The sequence below is a fragment of the Planctomycetota bacterium genome, from assembly GCA_016872555.1.
GTDB lineage: Bacteria > Planctomycetota > Planctomycetia > Pirellulales > UBA1268 > F1-20-MAGs016.
In genome coordinates this window covers 23,485-39,616 of sequence record VGZO01000040.1, presented here as the reverse complement: position 1 = coordinate 39,616, position 16,132 = coordinate 23,485, and the positions used below count along the sequence as shown (strand labels likewise).

At 71.1% G+C, this 16,132-nt stretch carries 14 protein-coding genes, 1 tRNA gene and 1 other RNA gene; 10 read left to right on the top strand and 6 right to left on the bottom strand.

Annotation, left to right across the window (positions count from 1 at the left end; all coding sequences use genetic code 11):
* Window positions 1–39: 39 nt before the first annotated feature.
* A complete protein-coding gene (locus FJ309_13015) occupies window positions 40–555 on the bottom strand; it encodes a hypothetical protein (protein MBM3955513.1) in 516 nt (171 codons plus the stop codon).
* Here FJ309_13015 and FJ309_13010 point away from each other — a divergent pair.
* Both FJ309_13010 and FJ309_13005 read left to right on the top strand, forming a co-directional pair.
* Window positions 529–768, top strand: coding sequence for a type II toxin-antitoxin system prevent-host-death family antitoxin (locus FJ309_13010; protein MBM3955512.1), 240 nt, complete (start codon window positions 529–531; stop codon window positions 766–768). The genes FJ309_13015 and FJ309_13010 overlap by 27 nt on opposite strands.
* Window positions 765–1,172: a type II toxin-antitoxin system VapC family toxin gene (locus tag FJ309_13005; GenBank protein ID MBM3955511.1), complete on the top strand. Its 408-nt coding sequence runs from the start codon at window positions 765–767 to the stop codon at window positions 1,170–1,172. Before FJ309_13010 ends, FJ309_13005 begins: the two co-directional genes overlap by 4 nt.
* 44 nt (window positions 1,173–1,216) lie before the next feature.
* Here FJ309_13005 and FJ309_13000 read toward each other — a convergent pair.
* Together FJ309_13000 and FJ309_12995 are read right to left on the bottom strand one after the other, a co-directional pair.
* Window positions 1,217–1,290 (bottom strand) — tRNA-Met (locus FJ309_13000).
* 238 nt (window positions 1,291–1,528) lie between these two features.
* The gene (locus tag FJ309_12995) at window positions 1,529–2,098 is read right to left on the bottom strand and encodes a hypothetical protein (protein ID MBM3955510.1); all 570 of its coding nucleotides are present in this window, start codon (window positions 2,096–2,098) and stop codon (window positions 1,529–1,531) included.
* Between the two features lie 219 nt (window positions 2,099–2,317).
* On the opposite strand from FJ309_12995, the gene FJ309_12990 reads away from it, so the two are divergent.
* The 3 genes from FJ309_12990 (at window position 2,318) to FJ309_12980 (ending at window position 7,200) form a co-directional block, all read left to right on the top strand.
* The gene (locus FJ309_12990) at window positions 2,318–3,808 is read left to right on the top strand and encodes an aldehyde dehydrogenase family protein (protein ID MBM3955509.1); all 1,491 of its coding nucleotides are present in this window, start codon (window positions 2,318–2,320) and stop codon (window positions 3,806–3,808) included.
* Window positions 3,809–4,012: 204 nt separating this feature from the next.
* Entirely contained in the window at window positions 4,013–4,825 is an 813-nt protein-coding gene (locus FJ309_12985) for a DUF1080 domain-containing protein (GenBank protein ID MBM3955508.1), read from the top strand.
* 86 nt (window positions 4,826–4,911) lie between these two features.
* Complete coding sequence (locus FJ309_12980; protein ID MBM3955507.1) at window positions 4,912–7,200, top strand: FdhF/YdeP family oxidoreductase; 2,289 nt, start codon at window positions 4,912–4,914, stop codon at window positions 7,198–7,200.
* Window positions 7,201–7,212: 12 nt separating this feature from the next.
* Here FJ309_12980 and mutS read toward each other — a convergent pair whose 3' ends face one another.
* A complete protein-coding gene (gene mutS / locus FJ309_12975; GenBank protein ID MBM3955506.1) occupies window positions 7,213–9,756 on the bottom strand; it encodes a DNA mismatch repair protein MutS in 2,544 nt (847 codons plus the stop codon).
* A gap of 74 nt (window positions 9,757–9,830) precedes the next feature.
* On the opposite strand from mutS, the gene ffs reads away from it, so the two are divergent.
* From ffs to nrdR, 5 genes are all read left to right on the top strand, one after another.
* An RNA gene (gene ffs, locus FJ309_12970) (signal recognition particle sRNA small type) lies at window positions 9,831–9,929 on the top strand.
* A gap of 24 nt (window positions 9,930–9,953) precedes the next feature.
* On the top strand, window positions 9,954–11,834 hold the full coding sequence (dnaX, locus tag FJ309_12965) for a DNA polymerase III subunit gamma/tau (protein MBM3955505.1): 1,881 nt from the start codon (window positions 9,954–9,956) through the stop codon (window positions 11,832–11,834).
* Window positions 11,827–12,483, top strand: coding sequence for a recombination protein RecR (gene recR, locus FJ309_12960; GenBank protein MBM3955504.1), 657 nt, complete (start codon window positions 11,827–11,829; stop codon window positions 12,481–12,483). Before dnaX ends, recR begins: the two co-directional genes overlap by 8 nt.
* Before the next feature lie 162 nt (window positions 12,484–12,645).
* Window positions 12,646–14,331: an RNA polymerase factor sigma-54 gene (rpoN, locus tag FJ309_12955; GenBank protein MBM3955503.1), complete on the top strand. Its 1,686-nt coding sequence runs from the start codon at window positions 12,646–12,648 to the stop codon at window positions 14,329–14,331.
* Window positions 14,332–14,388: 57 nt separating this feature from the next.
* The gene (gene nrdR / locus FJ309_12950; GenBank protein MBM3955502.1) at window positions 14,389–14,895 is read left to right on the top strand and encodes a transcriptional repressor NrdR; all 507 of its coding nucleotides are present in this window, start codon (window positions 14,389–14,391) and stop codon (window positions 14,893–14,895) included.
* A 30-nt stretch (window positions 14,896–14,925) separates the two neighbouring features.
* Here the strand turns inward: nrdR and moaC are convergent, their stop codons facing one another.
* A complete protein-coding gene (gene moaC / locus FJ309_12945; GenBank protein ID MBM3955501.1) occupies window positions 14,926–15,366 on the bottom strand; it encodes a cyclic pyranopterin monophosphate synthase MoaC in 441 nt (146 codons plus the stop codon).
* A 119-nt stretch (window positions 15,367–15,485) separates the two neighbouring features.
* The gene (locus tag FJ309_12940; protein ID MBM3955500.1) at window positions 15,486–16,058 is read right to left on the bottom strand and encodes a helix-turn-helix domain-containing protein; all 573 of its coding nucleotides are present in this window, start codon (window positions 16,056–16,058) and stop codon (window positions 15,486–15,488) included.
* Window positions 16,059–16,132: the final 74 nt, after the last annotated feature.

Genomic DNA, 16,132 nt, shown 5'->3' with positions numbered 1-16,132 from the left:
GTGGCCACCCACGAGCATGAGGCCGAACTCGATCGTGTATCAATTGAGCCTGGCGAGGAACTTCACTCCCCTGAGATCGATCGCGTCGAGACCGGCACGGCCGTAGGCCTGCATGTAGGCCGCGTAGCAGCCCGTGGAAAAAGTGACCGGCCGCCGGATGCGGCCGACGGCGACCCGGGAAACCCTCGGCGTTTCCCGCGGTCGCTCAAGTGGACAAAGGCCATGGAGGGCTTTGTCCACGGACAGGTAGGCCGGGTGCGTGAGCAGGGGCACGTGCCCGAAGACGTCGTGGAAAATGTCGGGCTCCTCGAGGGAGGCGAGTTGCTCCGGGGTGCGCACGAACGTGCCGGCCGGGAATTGCCGGTTGGCGAGCATCGAGAAGAAGGGCCGCGAGGCGATCAGCCCCGGCACGGCGACGACCTCCCACCCGGTCGCGGCTCCGAGGTGCCGGTCTGACACCTTCTCCGTCCCGGCGCGTCGCCGTGTGATGGGGTCTGACCCGAAACCTTGACAGAGCGTACACTGGTCATGTACAGTGGTCGCATGGAGATCAATGCAACAGCGTTCAAAGCCCGCTGCCTTCGGCTCCTCGACGAGGTCAGCCGAGTCGGCGGGGAGATCGTCATCCTCAAGCGCGGGCGGCCGGTGGCCCGTCTGGTGCCGGCACGCGACGACAGACCGTGGCTCGCCCTCCGCGGCCGGGGTTCTTTCAAGGGAGATCCGTTCGCCAGCGTCGTCGAGGAATCCGAGATCGACGTCTTGCGATGACGAAGTCGCCGCTCCTCGATACTCACGTGTGGGTCTGGTGGATACTGGGCGATACCCGGCTTTCAGCCCGAGAGCGGACGGCGTTGGACGATCTTCCGAGCGGTCAGCGACCTCGCCTCTGCGACATCAGCCTGTGGGAGGTCGCGATGCTCGTGCAGCTTGGTCGGCTGCGGCTCGACGATGCCCTCGAGGATTGGTTGCGGATCGCCGCCTCACCGTCCGCCGTCGAGCTTGTCCCCATCACGCCCGCCGTTGTCGCCGAGATGAATCGCCTCCCGGCGACCTTCCACCAGGATCCAGCCGATCGACTCATCGTGGCCACGGCCCGCGCCGGCAGGCTTCCGTTGGCCACACATGACGTTCGGATCCGCAGATCGCGGCAGACGTCGCTCTGGTTGGCGTAGACGAACAGGATCCTGACGCGGTGGGCCTCGTTGAAAACCGGGAATAGCGGCGGCCGGACTCGAACCGGCGACACCCGGCTTATGAAGCCGGTGCTCTAACCAACTGAGCTACGCCGCCACGTCGCCGGGACCGTGATCTGGGACGGACCCGGTGGACACCGAAATATAGCCCGCGATCGGCGGGACTGCACCCCGGGCCGCGAGGGAGTGCCAGCGCCAGTCGCTTTTCGAGCGGCTGGCCTGGAGACGAAAAAAGCGGCCCGGGACGCGCGTCCCGGGCCGCTTCGCGATCCGTTCGACCGCCCGACGGGCCGCCGGGTGAACCCGGACAGCCGCGTCCGCCGGTCCTGCCAGGCTCACTCGACCAGGCTGCACGACGCCTTGACGACGGCGTCGATCTTCTCGTCGGTCAGCTGACCCTTGGCGAAGGCGTGGTTGGCCTTCACGGTGCCCCCCTTGTAGCAGACGATGGTGACGTCGGCGTCGGGGGCGATCTTGAACTCTTCGGGACCGTTCTTGACGTCGTCGGGGACGACGAACGCGATCCGCTTGATCTCGTGCTTCTTCACGAACTCACCGGCGGCCTTCTTCAGGCTGTCGGCGTCGGTGCCGATCATGTTGACGAAGCCGGTGAGCTTCTCGTCGGCGTGCTCCTCGAGCTCCCCTTCGAGCTTCTTGAGGAGCTTGGCGAGCTTCTCGTCGGCCGACCGGGCAAACACCATCACCACCGGCCGGGCGCCCATCTTGCAGCGGTAGCAGAGGCTCTTGCCGTCGGCGACGCCGTCGTCGGCATTGCCGGTGACCTTCGTCACCGTGAACGCACCCACCGAATCACCCGGCTGCGGGCCGCTGGTCAGCTCCGCGGTCGCGACCGAGGCCGCGCCGAAGGACACCAGCGCCGCCGCGATCAACCATGCACTGCGCATCTTTGGAAAACTCCTGAGGGGACTTGCACCGAGCCGTCTCCGGCAGGGCCGGAATCGGTCGGATCCGCGACGGCAGACACCTGCCGCCCGGTTCGCTTGTTGGTTGCATCGTACCCCGGCTACGATTTCGACGACAATCATTCGGCGGCGGGGGCACGCGGGGGAGCCCTGCGCCGATGGGGCGAACCGTTCCCCGCCATTCTTACCAGGGGTGCCCAGATGGCCACCGTCACCGCTCCTCGGGCCGTCGTCCGGCCCCAGATCCGTCAGACGCAGCTGTTCATCGGCGGCCAGTGGGTGCCGGCCCGCAGCGGCAAGACATTCACGACGTTCGACCCCGCGACCGAGGAGGCGATCGCCGACGTCGCCGAGGGGGACGCCGCCGACGTCGAGGCGGCCGTGAAGGCGGCACGAAAGGCGTTCGACGAGGGCCCGTGGCCGCGGATGGACGCCCGCGAGCGCGGCCGGATCATGCTCCGGCTGTGCGATCTGATCGAGGGGGAAATCGACGAACTGGCGGCGCTCGAGAGCCTCGACAACGGCAAGCCGGTGAACGACGCCCGCCTGGGCGACATCCCGCTGGCCCTCGATTGCCTGCGCTACTACGCCGGCTGGGCCGACAAGATCCACGGCCAGACGATCCCGATCAACGGCAACTACTTCTGCTACACGCGCCGCGAGCCGGTCGGTGTCGCCGGGCAGATCATCCCCTGGAACTTTCCGATCCTGATGACGGCGTGGAAGTGGGGCCCGGCCCTGGCGGCGGGCTGCACGATCGTGATGAAGCCGGCGGAGCAGACGCCGCTGACCTGCCTGCGGCTGGCACGCCTGGCACAGAAGGCGGGGATTCCCGACGGCGTGATCAACGTCGTCCCCGGCTACGGGCCGACCGCGGGGGCGGCGATCGTCAAGCACCCCGGCATCGACAAGGTGGCGTTCACCGGGTCGGGTGAGACGGCGCAGATCATCATGCGGCAGGCCGCCGACCAACTGAAGCGGCTGACGTTCGAGCTCGGCGGCAAGAGCCCCAACATCGTGTTCGCCGACGCCGACATGGAGGCGGCCGCGGCCGGGGCGCATGTCGGCATCTACCTCAACCAGGGGCAGTGCTGCTGCGCCGGCTCGCGGCTGTTCGTCGAGGATTCGATCCACGACGCGTTCGTCGCGCGGGTCGTGGCGGCGAGCCGGCAGCGCCGCGTCGGCGATCCGCGCGACCCGGCCACCGAGCAGGGGCCGCAGGTCGACAAGGCGCAGTTCGACAAGATCATGGGCTACATCGAGTCCGGGAAGCGCGAAGGGGCGACCTGCGCGACCGGAGGCAAGCGCGTCGGCGACCGCGGCTTCTTCATCGAGCCGACGGTGTTCACCGACGTGAAGGACGAGATGGCGATCGCCCGCGACGAGATCTTCGGCCCCGTGCTCTCCGTGCTCCGCTTCTCCGACATGGAGGAGCTCGTGCGGCGCGCCAACGCCACCACGTTCGGTCTGGCCGCGGCCGTGTGGACGCGCGACGTGGCGCGGGCCCACGACGTGGCCCGCCGGCTCCGGGCCGGCACGGTGTGGGTCAACTGCTACGACGTCTTCGACGCCGCGGCGCCGTTCGGCGGCTTCAAGCAGTCGGGCTTCGGCCGCGAGCTCGGCGAGCGCGGCCTCGAGCCCTACCTCGAGACGAAGACCGTCACCGTGAGCCTCGCGCCGCCGTCGCGGTAGGCGGGGCCGGCGATGCACGTTCGGAAGCCGCTTGATCCGATACCGCGATGACGTCGCCCTCCCCCCGGCGCGTTCAGTGCCACGGCGAGGAGCGCCGGGGGGTATGCTTTCGGGTCAAGGTGACGAGGCGTTGTTGCCCCGTACCAGCGGTTTTTCTCCCGTCCGGGTGCCGGCCGGGGTTCGCGTGACGCGAAGGGGACGCTGATGATCCGTGGTCGACTCGTCGGGTCGCTGCCGTGGCAGGCGACAGTCGCGCTGGTGCTTGTCGCGGTGGGCTCCGGGGCGCGCGGCGCGCGTGCCGATCAGCCGTGGCGGAAGCTGTTCAACGGCAAGGATCTCGCCGGCTGGACGCCGAAAATCCGCGGCGAGGCGGTCGGCGTGAACTATGGCGACACGTTTCGCGTCGAGGACGGCGTCATCAAGGTGGTGTACGACCCGGCGAAGTACCCGTCGTTCGGCGAGAAGTTCGGCCACCTGTTCCACGACGAGGCGTTCTCGCGCTACCGGCTCCGGGTCGAGTACCGGTTCACCGGCACGCAGTGCCCCGGTGGCCCCGGCTGGGCGGTGCGCAATTCGGGCGTCATGCTCCATGGGGAGGATCCACGCGGGATGGCGCTGGCCCAAGACTTCCCGGCGTCGATCGAGGTCCAGTTCCTCGGCGGGGCGGCGATGGGCGAGCGGACGACCGCCAATCTCTGCACGCCGGGGACCAACGTCTTCATGGGGGGCAAGCTGTTCACGCCGCATTGCACCAACTCCACGTCGGCGACCTACCGCGGCGACCAGTGGGTCACCGTCGAGATCGAGGTCGACGGGGCGACGCGGATCCGCCACGCGATCGACGGCAAGACGGTGCTCGAGTACGAGCAGCCGCAACTCGACGAACGTGATCCCCACGCCAAAGAACTGATCGCGGGGCAGGGAGGCGACAAGCTCCTCGCGCGCGGCACGATCTCGCTGCAGTCGGAGAGCCACCCGGTGGAATTCCGCACCGTCGAGATCCAATTGCTCGACTGAGCGGGAGGCGCGCCCACTCCTGCGGCGCACCGCTCGGGAGCGGGGCGGACCGGGTTGGCGGTGGACCGTGGGCACGGGAGGGACCGATGGGCAGGTATTTCGGCCGCGTGACGACCGGCGGCGGCTGGCGCGCGATCCGCTACACCTTCAAGAAGGCGCGGGAGGCCGGCGGGCTGCTCCCCTTCTGGCGCGCGATGCGCTCGCGCAACGCCTGCAAGACCTGCGCGCTGGGCATGGGCGGCCAGGCCGGCGGGATGGTCAACGAGGCGGGCCATTTCCCGGAGGTCTGCAAGAAGAGCTTCCAGGCGATGGTCGCCGACATGCAGGGGGCGGTGAAGCCGGAGTTCTTCGCCACCTACTCCACGCCGCAGCTGCAGCGCTTCACGCCGCGCGAGCTCGAGCACTCCGGCCGGCTCGTCCAGCCGGCGCTGCTCGAAGCCGGCGCGCAGCACTACCGCCCGATCGACTGGTCGGAGGCGCTGGGTCGGATCGCCGAGCGGCTCCGGGCGACGGCGCCGGACGAGACCTTCTTCTACTTCTCGGGGCGCTCGAGCAACGAGGCGGGATTCCTCCTCCAGTTGTTCGCGCGGCTCTACGGCACCAACCACGTCAACAACTGCAGCTACTACTGCCACCAGGCCAGTGGCGTCGGGCTGTCGAGCGCGATCGGCACCGGGGCCGGCACGATCACGCTCGACGACATGGAGCACGCCGACTTCGTGATGCTGATCGGCGGCAATCCGGCCAGCAACCATCCGCGGATGATGCGGACCTTGATGATGGTCCGCCGCCGCGGCGGCAAGGTCGTGGTCGTGAACCCGATCGTGGAGACGGGGCTGGTCAACTTTTCCGTCCCCAGCGATCCCTGGAGCCTCGTGTTCGGGAGCGAGATCGCCAGCAGCTACGTCCAGCCCCACGTCGGCGGCGATCTGGCCTTCGTCTACGGCCTGCTCAAGCGCCTCCGGGAATCGGCGGCGATCGACGAACCGTATCTCGCCGCCCACGTCCACGGCTGGCCCGAGCTCGCGGCGCGTCTCGACGGCCTCGGCTGGGACGAGATCGTGCGCAAGTCGGGGGTCTCGCGGGCGGAGATCGACGACGTCGCCGCGCAGTACGGGCGGGCACGGCGCGCGATCTTCGCCTGGACGATGGGGGTCACGCACCACCTCCACGGCGCGGCGACGGTCCAGGCGATCGCGGCGCTGGCGCTGGTCCGCGGAATGGTCGGCCGGCCCGGCGCCGGCCTCCAGCCGATCCGCGGCCACTCCAACATCCAGGGGATGGGCACCGTCGGGGTCACGCCGCAGCTCAAGCAGGCGGTCTTCGATCGCCTCGAGCGCCACTTCGGCGTGACGCTCCCGACGGCCAAGGGCTACGACACGCTGGAGTGCCTCGAGGCGGCGAAGCGCGGGGCGATGCGCGTCGCGGTGTGCCTCGGCGGGAATCTCTACGGCGCCAGCCCCGATGCCGACTTCACGCGCCGCGCCCTCGGGGAGGTGGACACGGTCGTCTACCTGTCGACGTCGCTCAACACCGGCCATGCCCACGGCCTCGGCCGCCGGGAGACGGTCATCCTCCCGGTGCTGGCCCGTGACGAGGAGCCGGAGCCATCGACGCAGGAGAGCATGTTCAGCTTCGTACGCCTCTCCGACGGCGGTGCCCCGCGCCATGCCGTCGGGCCGGAGACCGGCCCGCGCAGCGAGATCGCGATCATCGCCGAGTTGGCGCTGCGGGTGCTCGGCGACGGGGAGGGACCGGTCGACTGGCGGGCGATGGCCCACGCCTCCACAATCCGCCGGGCGATCGCGGCGATCGTGCCGGGGCTCGAGGCGATCGCCGACATCGACCGCACCAAGAAGGAGTTCCCGATCCCCGGCCGGGCGCTCGACGCACCGCGCTTCCCCACCGCCGACGGCAAGGCCCGGCTGTTCGTCCACGACCTGCCCGAGCCGCCGGCCGGCCTGCAGCTGATGACGATCCGCAGCGAGGGGCAGTTCAACACCGTCGTCTACGAGGAGGAGGACCTGTACCGCAACCAGACGCGCCGCGACGTCGTCCTCGTCCATCCCGACGACGCGCGCCGCCTCGGCCTCGTCGCCGGCGGACGCTGCCGGATCGCGAGCGCCGTCGGCGAGATGCGCGGGCTGGTGGTGTCGGTGTTCGACCAGATCCGCCCCGGCTGCGTGGCGATGTACTACCCCGAGAGCAACGTCCTGGTGCCGACGGCGGCCGACCCGCTGTCGCGGACGCCGGCCTACAAGAGCGTCGCGGTCACGCTCGCGGCGGAGGAGCCGGTGGGGGCGACGGCCACCCGGCCGGTGGTCACCCTCGGTTCCCCGGGCACGCCGCGTGAGAAGATGATCCAGTGCGGCTGACCGGCCTGGCCGTCAGTCGAACAGCGTCCGCTGTGCCGCGGCCGGGTCGGGGGCGGAACGTCGCTTGCCGCGCGCGGAATCGCGCGGCGGGGCATCGAGGGGGGCGGCAGCCGTGGCCGCGCCGTCGGTCGCGCCCCCTTCGAACGCCGCCAGCAGGTCGCAGGCCCGGTCGATGACCGGCTCGGGCACTCCCGCGAGGCGCGCCACGTGGACCCCCCAGCTGCGGTCGGCCGCGCCGCGCGCCACGCGGTGGAGGAACACGAGCCCGCCCTCGTGCTGCTCGACGAGTACCTGGAGGTTCGCCACGCCCGGGAGACGCTCGAGCGCCGCCAGCTGGAGGTAGTGGGTGGCGAACAGCGTCCGGCAGCCGACCCGGTCGTGGAGATCCTCGACGACCGCCTGGGCGACGGCGAGGCCGTCAAACGTGCTTGTCCCGCGCCCGACCTCGTCGAGGATCACGAGGCTCGCCGCAGTCGCGCGGTTGAGGATCCGCGCGGTCTGTGCCATCTCCACCAGGAACGTGCTGGCACCGCGGGCGAGGTCGTCGCCGGCCCCGATCCGGGCGAACAGCCGGTCGACGATCCCGACCCGGGCGCGGTCGGCGGGGACGAAGCTCCCCGCCTGGGCGAGGACGACGAGGATCGCCGCCTGGCGGATGAACGTGCTCTTGCCCCCCATGTTGGGACCGGTAACCAGCGCCAGGCTCGGCGCCGTCGCCGGGTCGCGGCCCGGGCCGCCCCACAGCGAGAGGTCGTTGGCGACCAGCGCCCCGGCCGGCAGGAGCCGTTCGAGCACCGGATGTCGCCCGGCCACGATCTCGAGGCGCCCGTCGTCGCCGATCTCGGGGCGGACCCAGCCGGCGGAGCGCGCCACGGCAGCGAGGCTACCGAGGCAGTCGAGGATCGCCGCGATCGCCGCCGCCCGGTCGAGGCGCTCGCGGCAGCCGGCGACGAACGCGCGCGACTCGGCGAGCAGCTCCAGCTCGCGGCGCAGCGCGTCGTCTTCGGCCGAGAGCACCTGGCGCTGGCGCTGGTCGAGCTCGGGGGTCGTGTAGCGCTCGGCGTTCTTCACCGTCTGCTTGCGGACGTAGTCGGCGGGTACCTTGCCGGCGTGGGCCCGACCGACCTCGAGGAAGAAGCCGAACACGCGGTTGAAGCCGACTTTCAGCGACGCGATCCCGGTCCGTGCGATCTGCTCCGCCTGGTAGGCGGCGATCCAGGCCTTGCCGCCGCTGGCGAGCTCCGTCAATTCGTCGAGGCGCGGATCGCGGCCGGGGCGGATGAAGCCGCCGTCGCGTTCCGACACCGGGCAGCCGTCGCGGAACGTGGCCCCGACCCGCTCGGCGACGTCCGCGCAGGGATCGAGCCCGTCGCGCAGCTCGGCGAGCAGTCCGCTGGCGGCGGCGAGCGCCGTGCGGATCGCCGGCAGCGCCGTCGCCGCGCGTCCGATCCGCTCGACGTCGCGCGGGCCGGCGCGCCCCGCGACGGCCCGCCCCACGAGGCGCTCGAGATCGCCGACCTCGGCGATGGCGTCGGCGAGCGCGGCGGCCGTCGCGGGCGCGGCGACGAGCGCGGCGACGGCGTCGAGACGCTCGTCGATTGCAGCGCGGTCGACGAGCGGGGCGGTGATCCACTCGCCGAGGAGCCGGCCCCCCATCGCCGTCCGCGTCCGGTCGAGGACGTCGACGAGCGACCCGGCGCGGAGCCCGGTGGTGCTCGAGCGGAGCAGTTCGAGGCTCCGGCGCGAGGCCTCGTCGATCTCGAGGCGGTGCCCGGGCCGCCACGGCGACAGCGAGTTGATCCGGGCCACCGCCGCCGGATCGTTCTCGCGGAGGTAGGCGACGATCGCTCCGGCGGCGCGGATCCCCGGAAGGTCGGCGGGGAGGTCGAAGCCGAGCCCCTCGAGCCGGCATCCGAGGCAGCCGTCGAGCGCCCGCATCACCTCGGCTGCCCCGAACCACCAGTCCGGGCGCGTCGTCAGGGCCCGGTCGAAGCCGCCGCCGCGCGCGGCTTCGGCGGCCGCGGCCCGGTCCCCCTCGCCGCACAGGCACTCCGAGGGAGCGAGGCGCAGCACGAGGTCGGCGACGTCGTCGCCGGGGAGGGTGGCGGCCTCGAAGCGGCCGGCGGCGACGTCGATCCAGGCCAGGCCGGCCGGTGTTCCCGAGCCGGCTGGCACCAGCGCCAGCAGGTGGTTGCGCCGGTCGGCCGCGAGCAGCGATTCGTCGGCGGCGATGCCCGGCGTGACGATCCGCGTCACCTCGCGGCGGAGCAGCCCCTTGGTCGTCTTCGGGTCGTCGATCTGCTCGCAGATCGCCACCCGCCGGCCGGCGGCGACGAGCCGCGCCAGTTGGGTGTCGAGTTGGTGAAAGGGAAAGCCGGCCATCGGCAGGGCGTCGGGGCCCTTGTCGCGGCTGGTGAGCGTGAGATCGAGGAGGGCGGCGGCCTCGCGGGCATCGTCGCCGAACAGTTCGTAGAAGTCCCCCATCCGAAACAGCACCAGGGCCCCGGGGCACCGGGCCTTGGCGGCGGCGAACTGCTGCATCATCGGCGACGACATGGGGGCGAAATGTAGCAGCCTTTGACCGGGGGGTGGGGAGCCGCGTACAACCGTTCGGAGAGGGTGCGGATGCCGATGAGAGGCCCCTGCGATGGGGGCCTGCGAACCTGGTCAGGGCCTAACCGCAGCAGCCATAAGCAGTCGCTCCTTTGTGCGGAGGGCCTCTCATCGGCATCCGGCCCCCGAGGTGATCCGCCATGCCCCCTCCCGATCGGAACTCCGTCGCCGGGGAGGGGGAGCAGGCGGCCGGGTACCGGGTGGTCGCACGCCGCTATCGGCCCCAGCGCTTCGCCGATCTCGTCGGCCAGGAGCACGTCGCCCGTGGCCTCTCGGGGGCGATCGAGTCCGGGCGCGTCGGGCACGCCTACCTGTTCACTGGCGCCCGCGGCGTGGGCAAGACCAGTGCCGCGCGGATCCTCGCCAAGGCCCTGCAGTGCCAGCGCGGTCCGGCGGCCGAGCCGTGCGACGCCTGCGACGCCTGCCTGGCGATCGCCGGCGGCCAGGACATCGACGTCCTCGAGATCGACGCCGCCAGCAACCGCGGCATCGACGAGATCCGCCAGCTCCGCCAGAACGTCGCCGTCCGGCCGGCGCGGGGGCGGTTCAAGGTGTACATCATCGACGAAGTCCACATGCTCACGCGCGAGGCGTTCAACGCCCTCCTCAAGACGCTCGAGGAGCCGCCGCCGCACGTCAAGTTCGTCCTCTGCACGACCGAGCCCGACAAACTCCCGGTGACGATCCTCTCGCGCTGCCAGCGGTTCGACTTCCACGTCGTCGACGCGCCGGCGATCGCCGGACGGCTCGCGCAGATCGTCGCGGCCGAGGGGATGGCGATCACGGCCCCGGCGATCGACCTCGTCGCCCGGCGGGCCAACGGCAGCATGCGCGACAGCCAGTCGCTCCTCGAGCAGCTGCTCGGCGGCATCGTGGGCGACGGCACGCCGCGCGAGATCGGGATCGACGACGTCCATGCCCTCATCGGCACCGGCCGCGACGAACTGGTCGGCGCTATCCTCCGCGCGATCTTCGACCGCGATCCGCGCGCGGCGCTGGCCGGACTCGACGCCGCCCTCCGCGGCGGGGCCGACTGCGGCGGCGTGCTCGAGCAGATCCTCGGGGCGCTGCGTGACTGCCTGGTGGCGAGCGTCGGCTCCGGCCGCGAGGCGCTCCGGGAAGGGGACGGCCTGGGGATCGATCTCCTCGACGCCGGACCCCGGCTCGGCACGGCCACGGTCCTGGCGATGCTGCAGATCGTCGACCAGGCACTGGCGCGGATGCGCTCGAGCGCCCACCCGACGGTGCTCGCCGAGATGGCGGTGGTCCGGTTGGCGGCACTCGAGGACCTCGACGGGCTGGCCACCCTCGTCGGCACGCTGTCGGCACCGGCGGGCGCGGTCCCGGCCGCGGGCCCGCCGGAGCGGCGCGAAAAAAAAACGGCTGACCTGACTGCGGCCGTGCCGGCCCCGCACGCGGTAGCGCCGGCGTTCGCCGTGCCGCAGCCGTCGGCAGCGCCTGCGGCCTCCGCGCCTGTCGCCCCCGGAGTCAGTGCCGATGCCGAGCCGCTCGTGGTGTGGCGCGAGTGTGGCCGGATCGTCGGCGGTCTGGCCGCCGATTTCGCCGACCTCGCCGTGCAGGCGGTGTGGCACGAGGGCCGGCTCGCCGTCACGTTGCCCGCCGGGGCGCGGATGGCGCTCGACTTTCTCCGTGGTTCCGACGTGGTCACGGGGCTCCAGCGGGCGCTGGTCGGGATCGTCGGGCGTCCTGCGAGCGTCGCGGTCGACCTCGCCGCCGACGAGGCGGACGCCGGGGGGGCTTCGTCCCCGGGCCCGAAGGCCGACGCCGGGAGCGGCGCCGGGCTCTCGCAGGCGGCGCTGGTCCGCGCCGCGACCGCGCATCCGCTCGTCCGACAGGCGTGTGAACTTTTCGACGGTTCCATCCGCCGGGTCGACCCGCCCCGGCCCCGCGAGGTCGACGGCACCGGTGCCGCGGTCGCCGTCGTGCCGGCGACGGAGCCCGTGGGCGGCGATGCGGTGGGGATGGCCGCGGAAGCCTCAGGAGGGGAGCCCGATGGCTGACGAGCAGGCCCCACGGGACCGGCCCGGGCGGCGCACGCCGCGCGCCGTGGCCGAGGGTGTCGGCGGGCCGATCGGGCGCCTGGTCGACGCCTTCGCCGGGCTCCCGGGGATCGGCCGCAAGTCGGCAGAGAGGCTCGCCCACCATGTCCTGCAGATGCCCGCCGCCGAGGCGCTGGCGTTCGCCGACGCCATCCGCGCCGTGCGTGAGGACCTTCGCCCCTGCACGGTGTGTGGCAATCTCGGCGAGCAGGAACGCTGCTCGATCTGCGTCGATCCGCGCCGTGACCTGGCCACGATCTGCGTCGTCGAGCGGGTCCGCGACCTGGCGGCCTTCGAGGAAGCCGGGCACTACCGTGGCGTCTACCACGTCCTCGGCGGCCGGCTGTCGCCGCTGGCGGGCATCGGTCCGGAGCGGCTCGCCATCGAGTCCCTCGTCGCCCGGATCCGGGGAGGCGCGGTTCGCGAGGTGATCATGGCGACGACGCCGAGCGTCGAGGGGGATGCGACGGCGCTGGCCGTCGTCCAGCGGCTCGCCGGGCTCCCCGTGACGATCACCAGGCTGGCCCGTGGGCTGACGGTCGGCACCCCCCTCGAGCATGCCAATCGTGACATGCTCGCCGACGCCCTGGCCGAACGCCGCGCCTTCTGAGCCCCGCGGTCGGGCTTCGTTCCCGTCGTCGTCCGGCCAGTGATCGTGCCAGCGGCTGCTCCCCCGGCCGGGAAAACGCCAGGGTGCGGCGCCGGCGACCGAACAGGGTATCCTGAGGCCACGTTTTCGGGCCGGGCCCCGGGGCGGATGCGAGGCACTGCGATGCGGATGTCGTTCGGCCAGGAAATGCGGATGGCGCAAAAGCAGGTGCTTGCGCCGCGCATGATCCAGTCGATGGAGATCCTGCAGTTGCCGTTGCTCGCCCTCGAGGAGCGGATCGAGCAGGAGATCCAGAACAACGAGACGCTCGAGGTCGACGAGGGGGATGGAGACCTTCCGGTGGCGGAAGTTGCCCCCGCTCCCGAGGTGGGCAAGCCGCTCGACGAGCAGCCCCTCGTCGTCGACCAGGAGCATGCCAATCAGGCCGATTTCGAGCGCTCCTACGATTGGGCGGCTGAATACCCCGATTCCGACGACGACCGCAGCCGCCCCAGTGCCGGCCGGATCGAGGAGGCCTCCGATCGCTACCTTGACGCGATCGCCAACATGGAGGAACGGCCGGAAACGCTGTTCAACCACCTCTCCGACCAGCTCTCCGGATACGACCTCACCCCCGGGCAGCGCCAGGCCGCCGAACGGGTGATCAACAACCTCGACGCCAACGGGTACCTGCCGTTGCCGCTCGAGGAACTGATCGATCCCGACGGGCCGGCGGGGCAACTCGCTGATCTCACTCAGGCCCTCGAAATCGTGCAGAGCATGGATCCGACCGGGGTCGGGGCCCGCGATCTCCGCGAGTGCCTGCTCCTCCAGATCCGTCCCGAAACCCCCTGCTCGCGGCAGCTGCGGCGGCTGGTCGGCGACCACCTCGAGGATCTGGCGGCCAACCGGCTCCCGTTCATCGAGAAGAAGACCGGCTTCAGCATCGCCGAGATTGAGCGGCTGCGGCGCCTCCTCCACTCGCTCAATCCGAAGCCCGGGGCGGCGTTCATCGTCCGGGTGGTGCCCGCGGTGAAGCCCGACGCCTACGTCGAGCAGCAGCCCGACGGGACGTGGAAGGTCCGCCTCGAGGACGTCGACCTGCCGAACCTGCGGATCAGCCCGACCTACCGGGCGATGCTCGCCGACGCCGACACGACACCCGCCACGCGCGAGTACATCAAGCGCAAGATCAACGCCGCCCAGTGGCTGATCGAGTCGATCGAGCAGCGCCGCTCGACGCTCCTCAAGACGGCCCAGGCGATCGTCGACCACCAGACGCGGTTTCTCACCGAGGGGCCGGAGGCGATCGAGCCGCTCAAAATGCAGCAGATCGCCGACCGGATCGTGATGCACGTCACCACCGTGAGCCGCGCGGTCGACGACAAATGGCTGCAGACGCCGCGCGGGTTGTACGCGCTGCGGCGGTTCTTCGTCGGCGGGACGGTGAGTGCCGACGGCGACGAGGTCGCCTGGGACACCGTCCGCCTCAAGCTTCAGGAGATCATCCAGGGCGAGCCGAAGGACGCGCCCTACAGCGACGACGACCTCGTCGAGCAGCTCGCGGCGCGGGGAATCACGCTGGCGCGGCGGACGGTGACCAAGTACCGCAAGGCGATGAAGATCCCCAGCTCGCGGCAGCGTCGTGACTGGACGCTCGCGCGCCGCTCCGACCGGACCCCGGCGGCGGCCGACGAGCCGCTCCCCGAGGGGATCGAGGAGATCGACGCCGCGCCGGCCGACGGCGCGGGGGACGACGACGGCATCGACCACCGCGCGGATCCCCTCGCCGACGGGTTCCAACCGGCGGCCGTGGCGGCGCTGCCGCCGCGATTCGACGGTGACCACGGTGGGGTGATCGGCAGCTGACGGATCGGAAGTCGATCGTGCCGCCAGCGGCACACGCTCGCAGGGAGGAGGACCGCGGTGCGCTGTCCGTTTTGCCGGATCGAAAACGACCGGGTCATCGATTCACGCGCCGGAGACGACGGCAACACGATCCGGCGGCGCCGGGAGTGCCTGTCGTGCCGGCGCCGGTTCACGACCTACGAGCGGGTCGAGCGCCAGCAGCTCACGGTGGTCAAGAAGGGGGGCGAGCGCGAGCCGTTCGACCGCGACAAGCTCAAGCGCGGGCTTTCGCGTGCCTGCTGGAAGCGCCCGGTCACCGACGCCGATATCGAGGGGGTGGTGACGGCGCTGGAGACGGAGTTCGCCGACGGCTATGAGAGCGAGATCCCCAGCCGCGTCATCGGCGAGCGGCTGATGGAGGCGTTGCGGCGTCTCGACCAGGTGGCCTTCGTGCGCTTCGCCAGCGTGTACCGGCAGTTCAAGGACGTCCGCGCCTTCGTCGAGGAGTTGGAGCCGATTCTCGCCGAGGCCAACCTCCCGACCGGCGGTCTTCCGCCCGCCGCGGTCCCGCGCGGCGACGCCTGACCGGCGCGGTACGGTTCAGGAGGGCGGTGGCTAACGGCGCCACGCGCCGCTCCGGCCCCCCTCCTTCTCGTCGAGCTGCACCTGCTCGATCACCATCCCGCGGTCGATCGACTTGCAGCAGTCGTACAACGCCAGTGCGGCGGCCGTCGCCGCCACCAGAGCCTCCATCTCCACCCCCGTCCGTGCCGTCGCCCGGACGACCGCCTCGATGGTCACCATGGCGTCGCCCGGCGGCGGGAGGAGCACGGTCACCTCGACCGCGTCGAGCGGGAGCGGATGGCACAGCGGCACGACATCGGCGGTGCGCTTCGCCGCCATCACGCCGGCCAGCCGGGCGACGGCGAGGGCGTCGCCCTTGTCGAGCGAGCCGCTGCGGAGCCGCTCGACCGTCGTCGCGAGGCAGCGGACCCGGGCACTGGCCCGGGCACGGCGTTCCGTCACCGGCTTGGCGGCGACGTCGATCATGCGGATGCCGTGGCCGGACATGGCGGCGAGGATACCTGCCGGCGCGGTCCCCGGAAAGCACCGCGGGCCGGTGCGGCTGGCGCACCGGCCCGCAGGCCATGGAGTCGTGTCGCGCGGGGGCCGCGTCAGACGAGTTCCTTGCGGGCGCCGATCAGCGTCCGCAGGCGCTCGGCGAGGAGGGCGACGTCGAACGGCTTCTTGAAGCTCTCGTTGACGTGGGCCCTGTCGACCGTGATCTGCGAGCCGTCGTCGGGCAGCAGTGCGATCACGATCGTGTCGGCGTACTCGGGATTGCGGCGAAGATTTTGGCAGATCTGCTGGGCGTCGATGCGGCCGATCGAGTAATCGACGACGATGCAGTCGGGATGGAAACTCTCCGCCTGGATGCCGGCCTCGAACCCGCTGGCGGCCACCTGGATCTTGAACGAGCGCTCCACGGGAAGGTGCTTCTTGAGGTTTTCGATGAGCACCTGGTCCTGACCCACGAGGAGGACCTTGGCCATCGCCTCGTCCTCGAGGTCACCCAGCGGCATGCCGTGTTCCTTGAGGAACCGGATCAGGTACTCCCGCGGGATCCGCCGGTCCTGTGACCCGGGGATGCGGTAGCCCTTGAGGCGTCCCGAGTCGAACCACTTGCTCACCGTACGGGGGGCGACTTTACAGATTTTGGCGACCTGGCCCGTCGTGAAAACCTTCATTACCGTGCACTCCATGTGAATCGTTCGTGTCCGGAACGCGTTTGGCCAGCCCCCACTCTCACGAGCGCGGACAC